At 62.5% G+C, this 18,193-nt stretch carries 16 protein-coding genes; 12 read left to right on the forward strand and 4 right to left on the reverse strand.

Going from position 1 to position 18,193, the window contains the following annotated elements; all coding sequences use genetic code 11:
* Window positions 1–88: 88 nt before the first annotated feature.
* The gene (locus ACJ8M3_RS09655) at window positions 89–1,042 is read left to right on the forward strand and encodes a VirK/YbjX family protein (RefSeq protein ID WP_033642547.1); all 954 of its coding nucleotides are present in this window, start codon (window positions 89–91) and stop codon (window positions 1,040–1,042) included.
* A 14-nt stretch (window positions 1,043–1,056) separates the two neighbouring features.
* Here the strand turns inward: ACJ8M3_RS09655 and ACJ8M3_RS09660 are convergent, their stop codons facing one another.
* A complete protein-coding gene (locus ACJ8M3_RS09660; protein WP_033642546.1) occupies window positions 1,057–2,715 on the reverse strand; it encodes an ATP-dependent endonuclease in 1,659 nt (552 codons plus the stop codon).
* A gap of 187 nt (window positions 2,716–2,902) precedes the next feature.
* On the opposite strand from ACJ8M3_RS09660, the gene ACJ8M3_RS09665 reads away from it, so the two are divergent.
* The 5 genes from ACJ8M3_RS09665 to ltaE all read left to right on the forward strand — a co-directional run bounded on the left by ACJ8M3_RS09665 (window position 2,903) and on the right by ltaE (window position 9,701).
* On the forward strand, window positions 2,903–3,799 hold the full coding sequence (locus ACJ8M3_RS09665) for a lysine exporter LysO family protein (protein ID WP_033642544.1): 897 nt from the start codon (window positions 2,903–2,905) through the stop codon (window positions 3,797–3,799).
* A 181-nt stretch (window positions 3,800–3,980) separates the two neighbouring features.
* Window positions 3,981–5,630, forward strand: coding sequence for a hydroxylamine reductase (gene hcp, locus ACJ8M3_RS09670; protein ID WP_201884460.1), 1,650 nt, complete (start codon window positions 3,981–3,983; stop codon window positions 5,628–5,630).
* A 56-nt stretch (window positions 5,631–5,686) separates the two neighbouring features.
* Window positions 5,687–6,688 (forward strand): NADH oxidoreductase, encoded by a 1,002-nt coding sequence (gene hcr, locus ACJ8M3_RS09675; RefSeq protein ID WP_197800340.1) that lies wholly within the window; start codon window positions 5,687–5,689, stop codon window positions 6,686–6,688.
* Window positions 6,689–6,887: 199 nt separating this feature from the next.
* Complete coding sequence (poxB, locus tag ACJ8M3_RS09680; protein WP_198810749.1) at window positions 6,888–8,609, forward strand: ubiquinone-dependent pyruvate dehydrogenase; 1,722 nt, start codon at window positions 6,888–6,890, stop codon at window positions 8,607–8,609.
* A 75-nt stretch (window positions 8,610–8,684) separates the two neighbouring features.
* Complete coding sequence (ltaE, locus tag ACJ8M3_RS09685; RefSeq protein WP_442514652.1) at window positions 8,685–9,701, forward strand: low-specificity L-threonine aldolase; 1,017 nt, start codon at window positions 8,685–8,687, stop codon at window positions 9,699–9,701.
* A 29-nt stretch (window positions 9,702–9,730) separates the two neighbouring features.
* Here the strand turns inward: ltaE and ACJ8M3_RS09690 are convergent, their stop codons facing one another.
* Window positions 9,731–10,078 carry a DUF1294 domain-containing protein gene (locus tag ACJ8M3_RS09690; protein ID WP_099783632.1) on the reverse strand — a complete coding sequence of 116 codons (348 nt, stop codon included), beginning with the start codon at window positions 10,076–10,078 and terminating at the stop codon, window positions 9,731–9,733.
* Window positions 10,079–10,228: 150 nt separating this feature from the next.
* Here ACJ8M3_RS09690 and ACJ8M3_RS09695 point away from each other — a divergent pair, with 150 nt between their 5' ends.
* Window positions 10,229–11,668 carry a DUF2867 domain-containing protein gene (locus ACJ8M3_RS09695; RefSeq protein WP_047572070.1) on the forward strand — a complete coding sequence of 480 codons (1,440 nt, stop codon included), beginning with the start codon at window positions 10,229–10,231 and terminating at the stop codon, window positions 11,666–11,668.
* A 158-nt stretch (window positions 11,669–11,826) separates the two neighbouring features.
* Window positions 11,827–12,837: an NAD-dependent epimerase/dehydratase family protein gene (locus ACJ8M3_RS09700; RefSeq protein ID WP_004928393.1), complete on the forward strand. Its 1,011-nt coding sequence runs from the start codon at window positions 11,827–11,829 to the stop codon at window positions 12,835–12,837.
* Here the strand turns inward: ACJ8M3_RS09700 and ACJ8M3_RS09705 are convergent, their stop codons facing one another.
* Window positions 12,838–13,674: an N-acetylmuramoyl-L-alanine amidase gene (locus ACJ8M3_RS09705; protein ID WP_033642537.1), complete on the reverse strand. Its 837-nt coding sequence runs from the start codon at window positions 13,672–13,674 to the stop codon at window positions 12,838–12,840.
* A gap of 187 nt (window positions 13,675–13,861) precedes the next feature.
* Here ACJ8M3_RS09705 and ACJ8M3_RS09710 point away from each other — a divergent pair, with 187 nt between their 5' ends.
* Complete coding sequence (locus tag ACJ8M3_RS09710) at window positions 13,862–15,352, forward strand: DUF3300 domain-containing protein (RefSeq protein ID WP_442514653.1); 1,491 nt, start codon at window positions 13,862–13,864, stop codon at window positions 15,350–15,352.
* Between the two features lie 53 nt (window positions 15,353–15,405).
* Here ACJ8M3_RS09710 and ACJ8M3_RS09715 read toward each other — a convergent pair whose 3' ends face one another.
* On the reverse strand, window positions 15,406–15,729 hold the full coding sequence (locus ACJ8M3_RS09715; protein WP_442514654.1) for a heavy metal-binding domain-containing protein: 324 nt from the start codon (window positions 15,727–15,729) through the stop codon (window positions 15,406–15,408).
* A gap of 159 nt (window positions 15,730–15,888) precedes the next feature.
* Here ACJ8M3_RS09715 and ACJ8M3_RS09720 point away from each other — a divergent pair, with 159 nt between their 5' ends.
* The 3 genes from ACJ8M3_RS09720 (at window position 15,889) to artJ (ending at window position 18,188) form a co-directional block, all read left to right on the forward strand.
* Window positions 15,889–16,431, forward strand: a complete 543-nt coding sequence (locus ACJ8M3_RS09720; RefSeq protein ID WP_033642535.1) for a lipoprotein — start codon at window positions 15,889–15,891, stop codon at window positions 16,429–16,431.
* A 264-nt stretch (window positions 16,432–16,695) separates the two neighbouring features.
* Window positions 16,696–17,424, forward strand: coding sequence for an arginine ABC transporter ATP-binding protein ArtP (artP, locus tag ACJ8M3_RS09725; RefSeq protein WP_089192582.1), 729 nt, complete (start codon window positions 16,696–16,698; stop codon window positions 17,422–17,424).
* A 32-nt stretch (window positions 17,425–17,456) separates the two neighbouring features.
* On the forward strand, window positions 17,457–18,188 hold the full coding sequence (gene artJ / locus ACJ8M3_RS09730) for an arginine ABC transporter substrate-binding protein (protein ID WP_033642533.1): 732 nt from the start codon (window positions 17,457–17,459) through the stop codon (window positions 18,186–18,188).
* Window positions 18,189–18,193 lie beyond the last annotated feature (5 nt).

Genomic DNA, 18,193 nt, shown 5'->3' on the forward strand with positions numbered 1-18,193 from the left:
GACACGCTTGGTTACAGTTCGGCATTGAACTCCCGTTTAGTGAAGCCTTGATGAAATAGCGCCATTCAACACAGCCAAGGATTTCATCATGTCACAGCTCAGCTACCCACTCGCCTCCGCCCGGCCGCTTAACGGCTGGCAACTGATGACGGCGCTGATCAATGGCGAAAAGGCGCCAAGCAACGCCTGGAAAAAAACCTCGTTTCGCCTGAAGTTTCTCGGCCGTTCGCTGCTCAACTGGCGCACCACCAGCGGCCTGCTCAGCACCCTGGCCAGCAATCCGCTGCTGGAGGAGATCCTGAGCGCGCAGCCGAACCTGCCGTGCAAACTGCATCGTCCCTACCTGGCGGCCAACATGAGCAAGATCGAATGCCTGTTCGCCCTGCGCGATCATTACGATCTCATCGTACAGCGCATGCCGCTGAAGATGCGCCTCGGCCACCTCGGCCCGCACGCCTTCGTGCTGGCCAGCGCGATGGGCAAGAACGAAGCGCCGATCACGCTGGAGCTGGCGGCGATCGACAAACTGAATAAGGAAGGGGAAGCCACGCTGCTGCTGCGCAACGCCAACGGCGTGATGCTGGCGGAGATCACCTTTGCGCTGATGCATTATCAGCAGCAGCCGACGTTGTTCATCGGCGGCCTGCAGGGCGCGAACCATGACGTGCCGCACGCCGAGATCCAGCACACCACCAAAGAGTGTCACGGCCTGTTCCCTAAACGGCTGGTGCTGGAAGGCATCTGCACGCTGGCGCGGCACCTCGGCATCCGCCAGATTGTGGCGGTCGGCAACGCCACCCATATCTATCAAAACTGGCGCTACCAGAGTAAGAAGAAGGACAAGCTGCACGCCGATTACGATCAGTTCTGGCTGTCGATGGGCGCCAAACCGCTCGACAGCGGCTATTTCCTGCTGCCCGAACGCATCGCCCGCAAGCCGATCGAAGAGATCGCCAGCAAGAAGCGCGCCGAGTATCGCCGCCGCTATCAGCTGCTGGACGAGCTGGAACAGGGATTGGCGGCGCACTTCTGCGCCCGATAACACCCGGCGGGCCGTCAGTCCGCCCGGCCGCGCGCCAGCCAGATCACCCGTGAGAACATTTTCTTCAGCAGCGGCGGCACCGAGTCCGTGCCCCATTCGCCGGCCTGCATCGCGACCTCGATCGCCAGATCCGGCTTCGAAGAGTGGTGGACCGCTTTCAGGATCACCTTGCGCACCGGCATCTGCGCGTTGAGCGGCACCGACGCCATCCGGTGATAAACCGGGCCGAACCCTTCGCGGAACATGAAGTGCTCCATGTCCGGCGCCGGCAGCGCGGTCAGCCGATCGCGTTCGTTGTCTTCATGATTGTCCAGCAGGCTGCGCACGGTGTTGGCGTACTTTTTGCCCGCCTCATCGCCGTCCACCAGCGCATGCCACTCGATGCCCATGCGGCGGGCGAAGCGCAGCAGCGGCTTCAGGCCGCACTGAGCGAATTCGATGACCCTTACCCCTTCCGCCTCGAAATGATAGCCGCACTGGCGCGCCAGCTCGTTCAGCAGCCACACTTCGGTCTCGCCTTCCACCAGCAGCCAGCAGCGAGCGAACAGCGACGACGGCCGGTTGAAACGGATGTGAAACGCGATGCGCCGCCCGTCTTCGGCGCTCAACCCGCGCGGCCCGAGACGATAGGTCGCGACGCGGCCCGACTCGCGCACCAGCCGGCACACGTGCTCCACCGGCACCAGCGACACCAGTTCGCTGGAGTTGGTGGTGGTGATGCGCTGCAGCGGCAGCTGATTGAGCAGCCCCCAGGCCACCGAGAGCATGATCGGATGCAGGCGAGTTTCCGGGTCCTCCACCAGCAGCAGCGGCCGGGCGTGCGGGTCCAGCTTGACGTCGCCCTTGGCCTGCAGCAGGGTGGAAAACATGCCCAGCAGGATCAGACGCATGCTGCGGCTGTTCGGCTCGGCGACCATGCGGTTGATGCCGTCCAGCGCGCGCCAGGCGTCCTGCTCCGGTTCACCGCCGCGGCGGCGCGGCCGCGCCACCTGCGAGCTCTGCTCGGCAAAGTAGTGCTCGAGCAATTGCTGCATCGCCGCCAGCCCCTGACGCAGCTCGCCGTTGGTCAGCTTCTGCGGATTGCGCACCAGCTCGCGCGTCAGCTGATCCAGCTGCTGCGCCAACGCCTGGGTATCGGGTTTGCGTTCATCGCCGAGGCTGCTGGGGCGCAGGCGGCGAATAAAGCGCGCGTCGCGCAGGCGCAAAACCGGGTGGATGCGGATGATGGCGTGGGCCAGCTGTTCGATATGGTGCAGTTGAAAGGCGTTGCCGTCGGCGTCGAGAAAACCGCGCCAGGTACACACCGTACCGTCATCGGCCAGCTCGCCCTCGCAGCGGTAGTGAATGCGGCTCAGGCCGTCTTCCCCCTTGACCCACAACGGCGTCAGATGGCGGTAGCGCGGCAGGTGCGCGTGGCCGATGTCTTTCTCGCAGAAGGTGAATACCACCTGCAGGTGGCGCTCTTTGGCCGCCTCCTCACCGGGGGGAAAATGGAAGTCGTGCGCTTCAAATCGATACAGTTTCTGCTCCGGCGCCAGCAGCAGCGTCAGCGCATCCAGCAGGCTGGATTTACCCCAGGCGTTTTCGCCGAGCAACAACGTGTTATCGTCCAGCATCAGGGACAGCCGATTAATACCGCGAAAACCTACAATTTCGATACGCTCCAAGAACATCCGCCGCCTCCCGTGCGCGCCGTCGCCTCTTCAATGAGGCGACTTTCACAGAGCATGGTCAAAAAACCCCTTGCAGGTCAAGCGGCCAGCGTCAAATCTGCCGCTTTACTCCGGCCGGGCTTTTGGTTAGCGTGTGCTCCTCGCCGCTGTTCGTCGCGCATCAAAACTCAAGGACACTCGTTGCACCATGTACTCAGGACTGTTGATTATTCTGTTACCGCTGATTGTCGGTTACCTCATTCCCTTACGCCATCGCCCGCTGCTGGTGCTGATCAACCGCCTGCTGAGCTGGATGGTGTATGTGATCCTGTTTTTCATGGGCATCAGCCTGGCGTTTATGGAGAATCTCAGCAGCAATCTGATGCTGATCTTCCAGTACAGCGCAGCGTTCTTCTTCTGCATTCTCTGCGCCAATCTGCTGTTGCTGGCGCTGCTGGAGCGGCGCATGCCGTGGCGCAGCAGCCATAAACAGGAAAAGCTGCCTTCGCGCGTGCATATGGCGCTGGAGTCGCTCAAGCTGTGCGGCGTGGTGCTCGGCGGCTTCCTGCTCGGCCTGACGCAGTGGCAATGGCTGCAGTTCGCCCATAAAGGCAGCGAATATGCGCTGATCTTCCTGCTGTTGCTGGTCGGCATTCAGCTGCGCAACAGCGGCATGACGCTGCGCCAGATCGTGCTCAACCGCCGCGGCACGCTGGTGGCGCTGGCGGTGGTCGTCGCGTCTCTGGCCGGCGGCGCGCTGGCGGCGCAGCTGCTGGGGCTGCCGGTCAAGGCCGGGCTGGCGATGGCCTCTGGCTTCGGCTGGTACTCGCTGTCCGGCATTCTGATCACCGACGCCTACGGCCCGGTGATGGGCAGCGCCGCGTTCTTCAACGATCTGGCACGCGAGCTGGTGGCGATCATGCTGATCCCGACGCTGGTGCGCCGCAGCCGCTCCACCGCCCTCGGCCTGTGCGGCGCCACCTCGATGGACTTCACCCTGCCGGTGCTGCAGCGCAGCGGCGGACTGGACATGGTGCCGCCCGCCATCGTGCACGGCTTCCTGCTGAGCCTGCTGGCGCCGGTGCTGATCGCCCTGTTCTCCTGATCCTTTCCCCTTGGGGGCCACCCGGCCCCCAAAGCGTAATCATTCCCATCCGCACGGCAAAATTGCGCTAAATCAAACTTGCCCGCAGTAGTCGCACAAAAGCCTTTTGCAACCCCGATCGCCGATCTATGCTTTTAAACAAGCATTACAAATGCAACTTTAAAAATAAAAGGAAGCGACTATGTTCTGTGTGCAATGTGAACAAACCATTCGAACCCCGGCAGGCAACGGCTGCGCGTATGCTCAGGGCATGTGCGGCAAAACGGCGGAAACCTCCGATCTGCAGGATCTGCTGGTGGCGGCGCTGCAGGGCCTCTCCGCCTGGGCGCTGCAGGCGCGTTCGCTGGGCATCGTCGACCATGAGATCGACAGCTTCGCCCCGCGCGCCTTCTTCTCCACCCTGACCAACGTTAACTTCGACTCCCAGCGCATCATCGGTTACGCGCGGGAAACCCTGCTGCTGCGCGACTCGCTGGCCGCCCGTTGCCGGTTGCTGGATGGCGGCGTGCGCGTCGATCACCCGATGGCGGCGCTGCAGCTGGCCGGCGACGATATGCCTGCGCTGCTGCAGCAGGCGGCGCAGTTTGCCCTCGACAGCGACAAGGCCGAGGTCGGCGACGACGTACACGGTTTGCGCCTGCTGTGTCTGTATGGCCTGAAAGGCGCGGCGGCCTATATGGAACACGCGCACGTGCTCGGCCAGTTCGACGAACAGCTTTATGCCGACTACCACGCTTTCATGGCCTGGCTCGGCACCCAGCCGCGCGACGTCGACACCCTGCTGAACAACGCCATGGGCATCGGCAAGATGAACTTCAACGTGATGGCGATCCTCGACCGCGGCGAAACCCAAGCCTACGGCGATCCGCAGCCCAGCGCGGTCAACGTGCGCCCGGTGGCGGGAAAAGCCATTCTGATCTCCGGGCACGATCTGAAAGATCTGCGCATGCTGCTCGAGCAAACCGAAGGGCAAAACGTCAACGTCTACACCCACGGCGAAATGCTGCCGGCGCACGGCTATCCGGAACTGAAAAAATTCAAGCATCTGGTGGGCAACTACGGCAGCGGCTGGCAGAACCAGCAGACGGAATTCGCCAAATTCCCCGGCCCGATCGTGATGACCTCCAACTGCATCATCGATCCTAACGTCGGCAACTACGGCGATCGCATCTGGACCCGCAGCATCGTCGGCTGGCCGGGCGTCAACCATCTGGAAGGCGACGACTTCGGCGCCGTGATCCGCCAGGCTCAGGGCATGAACGGCTTCCCTTATACCGAGATTGAGCATCTGATCACCGTCGGCTTCGGCCGCCAGACGCTGCTGAACGCCGCCGATACGGTCATCGACCTGGTGTCGCAGAAAAAACTGCGCCACGTCTTCCTGGTCGGCGGCTGCGACGGCAGCCGCGACGAGCGCAGCTACTTCACCGACTTCGCCCGCAGCGTGCCGCAAGACTGCCTGATCATGACGCTGGCCTGCGGCAAGTACCGTTTCAATAAGCTGGACTTCGGCACGCTGGAAGGGTTGCCGCGCCTGCTGGACGTCGGCCAGTGCAACGACGCCTACTCCGCCATCATGTTGGCGGTCAAGCTGGCGGATACGCTCGGCTGCAGCGTCAACGAGTTGCCGCTCAGCCTGGTGCTGTCGTGGTTTGAACAGAAGGCGATCGTCATTCTGCTGACGCTGCTGTCGTTGGGGGTGAAAAACATCGTCACCGGCCCGACCGCGCCGGGCTTCCTGACCGACAACCTGATGGCGGTCCTCAACGAGAAATTCGGCCTGCGTCCGATCACCACCGTCGAGCAGGATATCAACGCGCTGCTCGCCTGATGCCGTTACGTTATGGGGCCGCCTGCGCCGGCCCCTTTGCTTTTTGAGGTGCCCCGATGACTCAACCCACTCCGCTTTGCCCGAACCGCATGCAGGTGCATTCCATCCGGCGTGAAACCGCCGACGTCTGGACGCTGAACCTGATCTGCGACGTTTTCTATCCCTATCAGGCGGGCCAGTTTGCGCTGGTCAGCATCCGCAACAGCGAGGAGACGCTGCGCGCCTATACGCTCTCCTCCTCGCCTGGCCAGAGCCGCTTTCTCAGCATCAGCGTGCGCTGCCTGCCGGACGGCGCCGGATCGCGCTGGCTGACGCAAGAGGTCAAGCCCGGCAACACGCTGTGGCTGTCCGACGCACAGGGCGAGTTCAGCTGCGAGCGTCACCCGGCCGATCGTTATCTGATGCTGGCCGCCGGCTGCGGCGTGACGCCGATCGTCTCGATGTGCCGCTGGCTGACCGCCAACCGTCCAACCTGCGATATCGCCGCGATCTTTAACGTGCGCACCCCCGCCGACACGATTTTCGCCGATCAGTGGCGCGCGCTGTGCGCCGCCCATCCGCAGCTGCGCCTGACGCTGATGGCCGAGCAGGATCTGCAACCCGGCTACCTCAGCGGCCGTATCGATGAACAGACGCTGCGGCAGGCGGCGCCGGATATCGCCGAACGCACGGTGATGACCTGCGGTCCTGCGCCCTACATGGATCAGGTGGAGCAGCTTTGTCGCCGGCTCGGCGTGCCGGCCGAGCGTTTCCATAAAGAGCAGTTCCACACGCCGACGGCGCAGGCCGATGCCACCGAAGGGCTGACGCTGCGCGCCGCCCGCCCGCTGCGCGAATTCCGCGTGCCGGTCGGCAGCACGCTGCTGGCGGCGATGGAGGCCCATGCCCTGCCGGTCAACGCCGCCTGTCGCGCCGGGGTGTGCGGCTCATGCAAAACCCGCATCCTCGAGGGCGACTACACCACCACCAGCACCATGACGCTGAGCGCGGAAGAAATAGCGCAAGGCTACGTGCTGGCCTGCAGTTGCCAACTGCAGGGTGACGTCACGCTGGCGTGATCCCCTGGCCCCATCACCGCGATGGGGCATTTATCGGCAAGTTCCCCGCGCCCAGCCCGGTTACACTTTTCCCCGTTCTACGCTCTTTACCCTTCCTGACCGCATCTCGTCCACAGCCGGTAAGCTATGCTTGCAGTTGTTCTGCTGCCACTCACCGGATCGAGTACACATCGTTTTTCAAACCATGTTTGGGGGAACCATGAAGCAAACCGTAGCCACACTGATCGCCAAAACGCTGGATCAAGCCGGCGTAAAACGCATTTGGGGCGTGACCGGCGATTCGCTCAACGGCCTTAGCGACAGCCTGCACCGCATGGGCACCATCGAATGGCTGGGCACCCGCCATGAAGAGGTGGCCGCCTTCGCCGCCGGCGCCGAAGCCCAGCTTACCGGCCAGTTGGCGGTGTGCGCCGGTTCCTGCGGCCCCGGCAACCTGCATCTGATCAACGGCCTGTTCGACTGCCACCGCAACCATGTGCCAGTGCTGGCGATCGCCGCACACATCCCTTCCAGCGAAATCGGCAGCGGCTACTTCCAGGAAACCCATCCGCAGGAGCTGTTCCGCGAATGCAGCCACTATTGCGAGCTGGTTTCCAACCCGGAACAGCTGCCGCGCGTGCTGGAGATCGCCATGCGCAAGGCGATCCTCAACCGCGGCGTCTCGGTGGTCGTCTTGCCGGGCGACGTGGCGCTGCGCATGGCGCCGGAAGACGCGACCCTGACCTGGCATACCCCGGCGCTGCCGCTGGTGCAGCCACCGATGAGCGAGTTGAACAAGCTGGCGGAAACGCTGAACAAGGCGAAGAACATCACCCTGATGTGCGGCAGCGGCTGCGCCGGCGCGCACGATGAAGTGGTCAAGCTGGCCGAGCTGCTGCAGGCGCCGGTGGTGCACGCGCTGCGCGGTAAGGAGCATATCGAATGGGACAACCCCTACAGCGTCGGCATGACCGGGCTGATCGGTTTCTCCTCCGGCTACCACGCGATGATGAACGCCGACACGCTGGTGCTGCTCGGCACCCAGTTCCCCTATCGCGCGTTCTACCCCACTAACGCCAACATCATTCAGATCGACATCAATCCCGGCAGCATCGGCGCGCACTGCCCGGTCAATATGGCGCTGGTGGGCGATATCCACACCACCCTCACCGCCCTTCTGCCGCAGCTGGAGCCGAAGCGCGACCGGACGTTCCTCGACAAGGCGCTGGAGCATTATCGCAACGCGCGCAAGGATCTCGACGGGCTGGCGACCGCCGGCGACGACCAACCGATCCACCCGCAGTATCTGGCGCAGCAGCTCAGCCACTATGCCAGCGACGACGCCATCTTCACCTGCGACGTCGGCACGCCAACGGTGTGGGCCGCCCGCTACGTGAAAATGAACGGCAAGCGTCGCCTGCTCGGCTCGTTCAACCACGGTTCGATGGCCAACGCCATGCCGCAGGCGATCGGCGCTCAGGCCACCGCGCCGGAGAAACAGGTGATCGCCATGTGCGGCGACGGCGGCTTCACCATGCTGATGGGGGATTTCCTGTCGCTGGCGCAGCTCAAGCTGCCGGTGAAGATCGTGGTGTTCAACAACAGCGTGCTGGGATTCGTGGCGATGGAGATGAAGGCCGGCGGCTACCTGACCGACGGCACCGATCTGCATAATCCGGACTTCGCGGCGATCGCCAACGCCGCCGGCATCAAGGGCATCCGCGTGGAAAAAGCCTCGGAGCTGGACGGCGCGCTGCAGGAGATGTTGGCGCACCCCGGCCCGGCGCTGCTGGACGTGGTCACCGCCAAGCAAGAACTGGCGATGCCGCCGCAGATCAAGTTCGAACAGGCGAAAGGCTTCAGCCTGTACATGCTGCGCGCCATCATCAACGGCCGCGGTGACGAAGTGGTCGAGCTGGCGAAAACCAACTGGCTGCGCTAAGCAAGCTGCCCCGGTGAAATAAAGGGTATATGATGCCATGTACCCTTTTCCTCTCCCTTATATTCCAGGAACCCTATGCTTATCGATCTACGCAGCGACACCGTCACCCGCCCCAGCGCCGCCATGCGCCAGGCGATGGCTCAGGCAGAAGTCGGCGACGACGTCTACGGCGATGATCCGACGGTCAACGCGCTGGAGGCGGAAGCGGTGCGTCTGTCGGGCAAAGAAGCGGCGCTGTTTCTGCCCAGCGGCACCCAGGCCAACCTGGTGGCGCTGCTGAGCCACTGCCAGCGCGGCGATGAATATCTGGTCGGCCAGCAGGCGCACAACTACAAATACGAAGCCGGCGGCGCAGCGGTGCTGGGCAGCATCCAGCCGCAGCCGATCGAGGCCGACACCGACGGCACGCTGCCGCTGGACAAGCTCGCCGCCGCCATCAAACCCGACGATATCCACTTCGCCCGCACCCGGCTGTTGAGCCTGGAAAACACCATAAGCGGCAGAGTCTTGCCGCAGGCCTATCTACAGCAGGCGTGGCTGTTTACCCGCGAGCGGCAGTTGGCGTTGCATATCGACGGCGCGCGCATCTTCAACGCCGCCGTGGCGCTGAACCTGCCGCTAAAAGAGATCGTGCAGTACTGCGACACCTTCACCATTTGCCTGTCGAAAGGGTTGGGCGCGCCGGTCGGCTCGCTGCTGTGCGGCAGCGAGGCTTTCATCCAACGCGCGCTGCGCTGGCGCAAGATGACCGGCGGCGGGCTGCGCCAGGCCGGCATTTTGGCGGCGGCCGGCCTCTACGCGCTGGAGCATAACGTCGCGCGGCTGCGCGAAGACCATGACAACGCGGTCTGGCTGGAGCAACAGCTGCGGCAGATCGGCGTAGAGATCGCCGATCCCGGTGCGCAGACCAACGTGCTGTACCTGCGCCAAACGCCGGCGCTGGCGGCCAAACTCGGCCCGTGGATGCGCGAACGCGGCGTGCTGATCAGCAGCGGCCCGCTGACGCGCATTCTGACCCACCTCGACGTCAGCCGTCAGGATCTGCAGCGGGTGGTCGAACTGTGGCGGGAGTTTCTTCAGCAGCACGCCTGATCGCTCGGGGCGCAGACCGCGCCCCGCACTCAGAAGATCCAGCGGCCGTAAACCCAGTACCACAGCCCCAGCACCGCCGCCAGATTGAGCGCCACGCTGAGGATGAACCAGGTTTTAAACGGCTGCTTCTGGGTCTTGTGGCGAAACAGCTGCTGCGCCAGCAGCGCGCCCAACCAGCCGCCCAGCGCACCGAACAGCAACAGCGTCGTCTCCGGCACCCGTCGCCATCCCTTGTGCGCCGCCAGCTTATCGCCGCCGTAGATCAGAAACGTCAGCAGGTTGGCCGACAGCAGCCACATCCACACCGGATGCGGCGAGAACAGGCTGGCGATCAGCGCCAGGCCCAGCAGGGCGTAACAAATCACATTGAGTTTCATGGCATTCGGTTTTTCGTGCGATAAGGGGCGCGTAGTGTGAACTCGCGCCGCGGCGGATGCAACCGGCTTATACCCATACAAAAAGTGCATTTAAACCCTGAATTTGGCATCCTGTCGTTCTGCCAATCCTCTACCGCACAAGGCGGCCCGATGACACCCCAACGCGTACTGGTTCTTGGAGCCAGCGGCTATATAGGCCAGAACCTGATCCCGCACCTGATCGAACAGGGGCACCAGATTACCGCCGCCGCGCGGCGCATCGAGTGGCTGCAGGAGCAGAACTGGCCGCAGGTCAACTGCCTGTATGTCGATCTGTACCGCCCGGAAACCCTGAGCGCGGCGCTGTGGGAAATCGATACGCTTTACTATCTGGTGCACGCGATGGGCGACGGCGACGACTTTATCGAGAAGGAACGCCAGGCGGCGGAAAATCTGCGCGATGCGCTGCGCAATGCCTGCGTCAAGCAGGTGATCTTTCTCGGCGCGCTGCAGCCGAACGACGACAGTTCGCCGCACCTGGCGGCGCGCCGCCTGACCGGCGAGATCCTGCGCCAGAGCGGTGTGCCGGTAACCGAGCTGCGCGCCGGCATCATCGTCGGCCCCGGCTCGGCGGCGTTCGAAGTGATGCGCGACATGGTCTATAACCTGCCGGTGCTGACGCCGCCGCGCTGGGTGCGCTCGAAGTCGTCGCCGGTGGCGCTGGAGAACCTGCTGGTTTACCTGGCCGATCTGCTGGCGCACCCGGCGGAGGAACACCGCATCTTCGACGTCGCCGGGCCGGAATACCTCAGCTATCAGGATATGTTCAAACGCTTTATCGCCATCAGCGGCAAGCGGCGCTGGCTGATCCCGATCCCCTTGCCGACGCGACTGATTTCAGTGTGGTTCATCAGCCTGATCACCTCGGTGCCGACGCCGATCGCGCGCGCGCTGATCCAGGGCCTGAAGCACGATCTGCCCGCCGACGGCAAACCGTTGCAGGCCCTGATCCCGCAACGTCTGCACACCTTCGATCAGGCGGTCACCGCCACGCTGCAGCGCGAACTGGAGGTGGTCGATTCCGCCGACTGGGGCTACGATCCGGCGGCGCGGGCCCGCTGGCGCCCCGGCTACGGCTATTACCCGAAACAGGCGGGATGTTCGCTCGACACCGCCGCTTCCAGCCAGGCGCTGTGGCAAACGGTGCAGCAGTTGGGGGGCGAGGAAGGCTATTTCTACGCCAATATCCTGTGGCGGATCCGCGCCCGCATGGACGACATGATCGGCAACGGCGTGGTCTATGGCCGCCCGGCGCGCGCGTCCCTGGCGCTGGGCGACGAGATCGACGGGTGGAAAGTCATCACGCTGAAGCCGCTGCGGCAGCTGGCGCTGCTGTTCGGCATGAAGGCGCCGGGGCTGGGGCGGCTGAGCTTCACCATTACCGATCGCGGCGATCGCCGCACGCTGGACGTGCGCGCCTGGTGGCATCCGGCCGGCTTCAGCGGGCTGCTGTATTGGTTCGCCATGATGCCCGCGCACCTGTTCATTTTTCGCGGCATGGCGAAGCGCATCGCGACGCTGGCCGAGAACCTGGACCGCCAACAGCGCTGAATGCCGTTCATTTGTCGATCAACCGCACAGTTTGCCGCTGTGCTTCGGGGCTTTCCGATTGCATAGCGCACGAAATCACGGAAGAATGGCATCTTATTTGCTGGGAGCGCCGCAAGCGCCCGCCGGTATTCCGATTTTGGGTGAGAATAGAGTCCGTTATGAAGGTATTGGTCACCGGTGCAACCAGTGGGTTAGGCCGTAACGCCGTTGAATATCTGCGCCGCCAGGGCATCAAAGTGCGCGCCACCGGTCGTAACCAGGCGATGGGTGGCCTGCTGGAAAAAATGGGCGCGGAGTTCATTCATGCCGATCTCACCAACCTAATCTCTTCGCAGGCCAAAGCGATGCTGGCGGACGTCGATGTGCTGTGGCACTGCTCCAGCTTTACCTCACCCTGGGGCACCGAAGAAGCCTTCGAACTGGCCAACGTCCGCGCCACCCGCCGCCTCGGCGAATGGGCGGCGGCCTATGGCGTGGCGCAGTTCATTCACATCTCTTCCCCGGCGATCTATTTCGACTACCACCATCACCGCAACGTAACCGAAGACTTTCGCCCGCAGCGTTACGCCAACGAGTTCGCGCGCAGCAAGGCCGCCGGCGAGCAGGTGATCCAGCAATTGGCGCTGTCCAATCCGCAGACCCATTTCACCATTTTGCGCCCGCAGGGCCTGTTCGGGCCGCACGACAAGGTGATGCTGCCGCGGTTGCTGCAGATGATCAAACGCTACGGCAACCTGCTGTTGCCGCGCGGCGGCGCGGCGATGGTGGACATGACCTATCTGGAGAATGCGGTGCACGCCATGTGGCTGGCGACGCTAAAAGAAGACACGCCGTCCGGCCGCGCCTACAACATCACCAACCAGCAGCCGCGTCCGCTTCGCACCGTGGTGCAGCAGCTGATCGACGATTTGGGCATGAAGTGCCGCATCCGCTCCGTCCCCTATCCGATGCTCGACATGATGGCGCGCGGCATGGAGCGCCTGGGCAGCAAAAGCGAAAAGGAGCCGGTGCTGACCCATTACGGCGTCGCCAAACTCAACTTCGATCTCACGCTCGATACCACCCGCGCGCAGCAAGAGCTGGGCTATCAGCCGATCGTCTCGCTGGAAGAAGGCATCGCGCGCACCGCCCGCTGGCTGAAAGATCACGGCAAACTGCACGGCCTGTAATCAACGCCACGCGCCGTACTTCAACAGCAGCGCATCGATAATCGCCTCACTCTCTGCATCCGGCTCGCCGCGCACATCGCCGGGCCGGAAATGCATCTGAAACGCCGCCAGCACGTTGCGCTGCTGCCGCGCATCCCACGACGGGTCGATCGCGTAGCCGTAACGCGCCAGCTTTTCGAGCAGCGGTGCCAGCGGCACCGGCGCCTGTCTGTCTCGCCCCGCCAGCAGCCGCTGCACGTCTGCCTCGTCCGGCCATGCGCCGATGCCGGCCTGCGCCAGTTGCCGCCAGGGGAACAGCGGGCCGGGATCCTGTTTGCGCTGCGGCGCGATGTCGCTGTGCCCCACCACGTCCTGCGGCTGAATGCCATAGCGTTGGATAATGTCGCGGCTCAGCGGAATCAACACGGCGATCTGTTCCGCCGTGTAGGGCTGCCAGTGGGTGAACAGCATGCTGCGGGTGAAACCCTTGTTGACGATTTCAATGCCGATCGAGGTGTCGTTGAGATTGCTGCGCCCGCGCCAGCCGCTGGTGCCGGCATGCCAGGCGCGCATCGCCTCCGGCACCAACCGGTACACCGTCGGTTTGCCGTGTTCGCGCTGCGGGTGCGCCGGCAACAGGTAGTGTGCGCTGACGTGTTCATCGGTCAGCGTTTTCAGTGATGAATGAAAGTCTTCCGCCGTATAGTGCATCACCAGAAACCGAATGCGCTGATCGGCGCCCTGCGCCTGATGCAAGGTTTCGAGCTGGTAAGCGCCACGATCGACGAGCGTGTCCTGCTGCGGATTTTGGCATCCCGCCAACAGCACGGCGGCGATGATCCCTGGCCAAATTTTCACTTATCCTCCTGATTGACGTCCGTGAAAGATGTAACGCGACGCGATTTATCTGTATCCAATCATCACGCTCATCGAGAAATAATGACAGATAGCGCCGATGTGCAAGCGAGTGTTGCTCCCGGCTGGCGGCCTTTCCCGCCCATGATAGTCTCAAAGTATCATCTGCGCTGAAAGAGCGGAGTCGAACATGTTCACGCCACGCTATCTGTCCTGGTTGCTCTGTGCCGCCATGCTGCCGCTCAGCGGCTGCGATCGGCAAAAAGTCGCCGATGCGATGGGCGGGAGCGCCCCGCCCTCGGCCGCGCCCGTCACGAGTGCCAGCGCGCCGGCCTATACGCCGCTGAGCGCCGATCAACTGTACCAGTTGGTCAGCCCGGTGGCGCTGTTCCCCGACAAGCTGCTGGCGCAGGTGTTGGCCGGCGCGGGCTATCCTGACCAAATCAGCGCCGCGGATGCCTGGCTGGCGCAAAACCGCGGCTTGCAACCGGCGGCGCTCAGCTCAGCGGCCGACGCTCAACCCTGGGATCCCAGCGTGCGCGGCCTGGTGCAATTCCCCGACGTGCTCGATCAAATGGCGAAAAACATCCCCTGGACCACCGCCCTGGGCAGCGCCTACCTAAACGATCCCACCGACGTGATGAACGCCATTCAGGTGATGCGTCAACGGGCGGCCAGCCAAGGCACGCTGAAAAACACCCCGCAGCAGCGCATCGTCGTGGCGCCGACGACGCATTATGTCGAACAGCAGCCCTATCGCCAGCGCGTGGTAGCGGCGCCGGGCGAAACCATCGTCATCGAACCCAGCCAGCCGGATACGGTTTACGTCCCGCATTATGATCCCTGGGTGGCCTACGGCACGCCGATCCCAGCCTATCCGAGCTATCGGTATCAACCTTCGGGCTACAGCGGCGGCGACATGTTGGCGGCCGGCGTGATCAGCTTCGGTGTCGGCATTGCGGTCGCCTCATTGTTCAATCAGCACAACAGCGGCTGGCACAACTGGGATATGCGCTGGGACGATCGACGCCAACCGGTGGTCTACCGCGATGCGCCCTACGTATCGCATTCCACCACCGTGGTGAATCGCGTCACCAACATCAACCAATATAACAACGTGAACACTGTGAATCGCAGCAGCACCAGCACGGTGAACAACTACAATACCGCCGCCGCGCCGGCGCCCCGCGTCACTCAACCGACGCCCATCGGCGCGCCGCAACAGCCGCACGTCGCGCCTGCGGCCCACGCGCCGATGACGTTGCCGAACTTTGCGCATACCCAGCCGGTGGCGCCTCACGTACAGCAGCCGGTAGCCATACACCAGCCGGTAGCGGCCGTCCCGCACGTGCGACAGCCGGTCATCGCGCCTCATGCACAGCAGCCGATGAGCACGCCGACGTTCACGCATGCCGTTCCGACGGCACCTCACCCGCAGCAGCCGACAGCCGTACATTCAGCGCCGCTACAGACGCATCCAATGCCGGCCGCTGCGCCGGTGCATCCAGCCGTCGCGCGCCCGCAGGTTCTGCAGGCCCCACACGTCGCTCAGCCGGTGATCCGCGAACCGGCAGCGCCGCAGCATCCGGCGGCGATAAGCCCGATGCCGCATCGCCAGGAGCCGGTGCCCACGAAGCCGCAGGAACACCGCCCAATCGTCGAGCAGCACAAGGTGGGATAAATCAAGAGGATGTCGCCCCGGCGGAATGGCCGGGGCGAAAAGAAAGCATGGCGTTAGCGGCTCACTTTCACCGCGGTGCCGCTGACGGTCACCATCAGCATGCTGCCGTCTTTACCAACGGTTTCATAATCGATATCAATGCCGACCACCGCGTTGGCGTCCAGCTCTTTCGCCTGGTCTTCCAGCTCTTCGAATGCGATCAGGCGCGCCTTGCGCAGCTCTTTCTCATAAGCGCCCGAGCGGCCGCCGACGATATCGCGCACGCCGGCGAAGAAATCACGAAAAATGTTGGCGCCGAGGATCGCTTCGCCAGTGACGACGCCGCAGTATTCGGTGATGGTAAACCCTTCCAGGGTCGGGGTAGTTGAAAGCTGCATCAGAACTCCTTGTTTGATTAATTCAACGTATCTATGACCAGAAGATTGGCATTATGTTCGCTTAATCAATGGCACGCAGTACGAATGCAAGGCCAAAAAACGCATTTATACTGTAAGCTATCGGTCTTCATGGTAGAGACTTTCACATAAGGTAATAAGATGAAAACAAAAACGATTGCGGCTGTTTTACCCTTAGCGCTGTTGCTGAGTGCCTGTACCACGGTGGAACCGGCATACAAGGATATCGGCACCCGCAGCGGCAGCTGTGTGGAAGGCGGCCCGGATACGGTCGCGCAAAAGTTCTATGACCTGCGCATCCAGCAAGGTTCCAGCCTGCCGGACAGCAACCGCCTGGCGCAGCTGCAGCCTTATCTGAGCAAAGTGCTGTATCAGGATCTGGTCAGCGCCGCTCAAAATCCGGGCAAGCATCAGATAACCGGCGATCTGTTCTCCGGCAACGCGCAAGGGCCAAGCAGCGCGTCCGTCGCCAGCGCCTCGACCATTCCCAACACCGATGCGAAGAACATCCCGCTGCGCGTTGACTTGAGCTACCAGAAAGACGCCAACAGTACCGTGAACTGGCAAGACGAAGTGCTGATGGTGCGTGAAGGCACCTGCTGGGTGGTTGATGATATTCGCTACCTGAATGTTCCAGCACACGCCACCAACGGCAGCGTGCGTCAGGTGCTGGAAAACCGATAACCCGCACTCCCCGGCCGACGCGGACCCGCCGCGTCGGTCGTTCCCGTCTCCCCTTGCGCCGCTCAGATTTCGTCCGATAGAAAAAATTTCGCTACCGATCTCACAGCCTGCGCCACAAATCCCCCCCCTCGGCCTGAGTCGCGGTATCTTGTGCTAATCTTTTACTGTCCCGCCGCACACTCATAAATTTTAACGCACAAAGATTGCATAAGTATTCTGTGGAAGTTAACATTTGCGGCATCAATGTCTATTCAATTCTGGCGCATGAGTATTCAACTTAACGGTATCAATTGCTATTACGGCGCTCACCAGGCGCTGTTTGACATCACGCTGGAATGTCCAGCCGGGGAAACCCTGGTGCTGCTTGGCCCAAGCGGCGCCGGGAAAAGTTCATTGCTGCGGGTGCTGAACCTGCTGGAAATGCCGCGTTCGGGTCAGCTAAAGATCGCCGGCAACCAATTCGATTTCAAGCAGGCGCCGGGCGAAAAAGCCATTCGCGAACTGCGGCAAAATGTCGGCATGGTCTTCCAGCAATACAACCTGTGGCCTCACCTCACCGTGGTCCAGAACCTGATCGAAGCGCCTTGCCGCGTGCTGGGTCTGACCAAGGCTCAGGCGATGGAGCGCGCCGACAAGCTGCTCAAGCGTCTGCGCCTGACCGACTTCGCCGATCGCTTTCCGCTGCACCTTTCCGGCGGCCAGCAGCAGCGCGTAGCGATCGCTCGTGCCCTGATGATGGAGCCGCAGGTGCTGCTGTTCGATGAACCGACCGCGGCGCTGGATCCGGAAATCACCGCCCAGATCGTCAGCATCATTCGCGAACTGGCCGGCACCGGCATCACTCAGGTGATCGTCACCCACGAAGTGGAAGTGGCGCGCAAGACCGCCAGCCGCGTGGTGTACATGGAAAACGGCCATGTGGTGGAGCAAGGCGACAGCAGCCACTTCACGCAGCCGCGGACCACCGAGTTTGCCAACTACTTATCACACTAACAATTAACTTGCTGTAATTTGGGGAGTTTGCGATGAAAAAACTAATAATCGCCGCCGTTCTGGCCGGCATCAGCGTTTCCGCCTCCGCAGCCGAAACCATCCGTTTCGCTACCGAAGCCTCCTATCCTCCATTTGAATTTATTGACGCCGGCAACAAAATTCAGGGTTTTGATGTCGATCTGGCCAACGCGCTGTGCAAAGAGATGCAGGCCGAGTGCACCTTCACCAATCAGGCGTTCGACAGCCTGATCCCAAGCCTGAAGTTCAAGCGTTTCGATGCGGTCATGGCCGGCATGGACATTACGCCGGAGCGTGAAAAGCAGGTGTTGTTCACCAAGCCGTACTACGATAACTCGGCGCTGTTCATCGCGCAGAAAGGCAAAATCGCCGACGTGGCGGCGCTGAAAGGCAAGAAAGTCGGCGTGCAAAACGGCACCACTCACCAAAAATACCTGACCGACAAGCACCCGGAAATCACCACCGTGCCTTACGACAGCTACCAAAACGCCATTTTGGATCTGAAGAACGGCCGCGTTGATGCGGTGTTCGGCGATACCGCGGTGGTCAACGAGTGGCTGAAGCAGAATGACGCGCTGGCGACAGTGGGCGCCAAAGTAACGGATAAAGACTACTTCGGCACTGGCCTCGGCATCGCGGTACGCCAGAAAAATACCGATCTGCAGGGCAAGTTCAACGCCGCCCTGGACAAGATCAAGCAGGATGGGACCTATGAAACCATCTACAAAAAATGGTTCCAGCAGTAATACGC

Source organism: Serratia sp. CY55921, assembly GCF_052167655.1.
In the GTDB taxonomy this organism is placed as follows: domain Bacteria; phylum Pseudomonadota; class Gammaproteobacteria; order Enterobacterales; family Enterobacteriaceae; genus Serratia; species Serratia ureilytica.

What these genes read in the sequence shown, in the direction of transcription:
- hcp (WP_201884460.1), top strand. Translation starts at nt 3,981, where the DNA reads ATGTTCTGTGTGCAATGTGAACAAACCATTCGAACCCCGGCAGGCAAC.
- ACJ8M3_RS09690 (WP_099783632.1), bottom strand. Translation starts at nt 10,078, where the DNA reads ATGAAACTCAATGTGATTTGTTACGCCCTGCTGGGCCTGGCGCTGATC.
- ACJ8M3_RS09715 (WP_442514654.1), bottom strand. Translation starts at nt 15,729, where the DNA reads ATGCAGCTTTCAACTACCCCGACCCTGGAAGGGTTTACCATCACCGAA.
- ACJ8M3_RS09720 (WP_033642535.1), top strand. Translation starts at nt 15,889, where the DNA reads ATGAAAACAAAAACGATTGCGGCTGTTTTACCCTTAGCGCTGTTGCTG.
- ACJ8M3_RS09700 (WP_004928393.1), top strand. Translation starts at nt 11,827, where the DNA reads ATGAAGGTATTGGTCACCGGTGCAACCAGTGGGTTAGGCCGTAACGCC.
- ACJ8M3_RS09660 (WP_033642546.1), bottom strand. Translation starts at nt 2,715, where the DNA reads ATGTTCTTGGAGCGTATCGAAATTGTAGGTTTTCGCGGTATTAATCGG.
- ltaE (WP_442514652.1), top strand. Translation starts at nt 8,685, where the DNA reads ATGCTTATCGATCTACGCAGCGACACCGTCACCCGCCCCAGCGCCGCC.
- artJ (WP_033642533.1), top strand. Translation starts at nt 17,457, where the DNA reads ATGAAAAAACTAATAATCGCCGCCGTTCTGGCCGGCATCAGCGTTTCC.
- ACJ8M3_RS09695 (WP_047572070.1), top strand. Translation starts at nt 10,229, where the DNA reads ATGACACCCCAACGCGTACTGGTTCTTGGAGCCAGCGGCTATATAGGC.
- hcr (WP_197800340.1), top strand. Translation starts at nt 5,687, where the DNA reads ATGACTCAACCCACTCCGCTTTGCCCGAACCGCATGCAGGTGCATTCC.
- ACJ8M3_RS09655 (WP_033642547.1), top strand. Translation starts at nt 89, where the DNA reads ATGTCACAGCTCAGCTACCCACTCGCCTCCGCCCGGCCGCTTAACGGC.
- artP (WP_089192582.1), top strand. Translation starts at nt 16,696, where the DNA reads ATGAGTATTCAACTTAACGGTATCAATTGCTATTACGGCGCTCACCAG.
- poxB (WP_198810749.1), top strand. Translation starts at nt 6,888, where the DNA reads ATGAAGCAAACCGTAGCCACACTGATCGCCAAAACGCTGGATCAAGCC.
- ACJ8M3_RS09665 (WP_033642544.1), top strand. Translation starts at nt 2,903, where the DNA reads ATGTACTCAGGACTGTTGATTATTCTGTTACCGCTGATTGTCGGTTAC.
- ACJ8M3_RS09710 (WP_442514653.1), top strand. Translation starts at nt 13,862, where the DNA reads ATGTTCACGCCACGCTATCTGTCCTGGTTGCTCTGTGCCGCCATGCTG.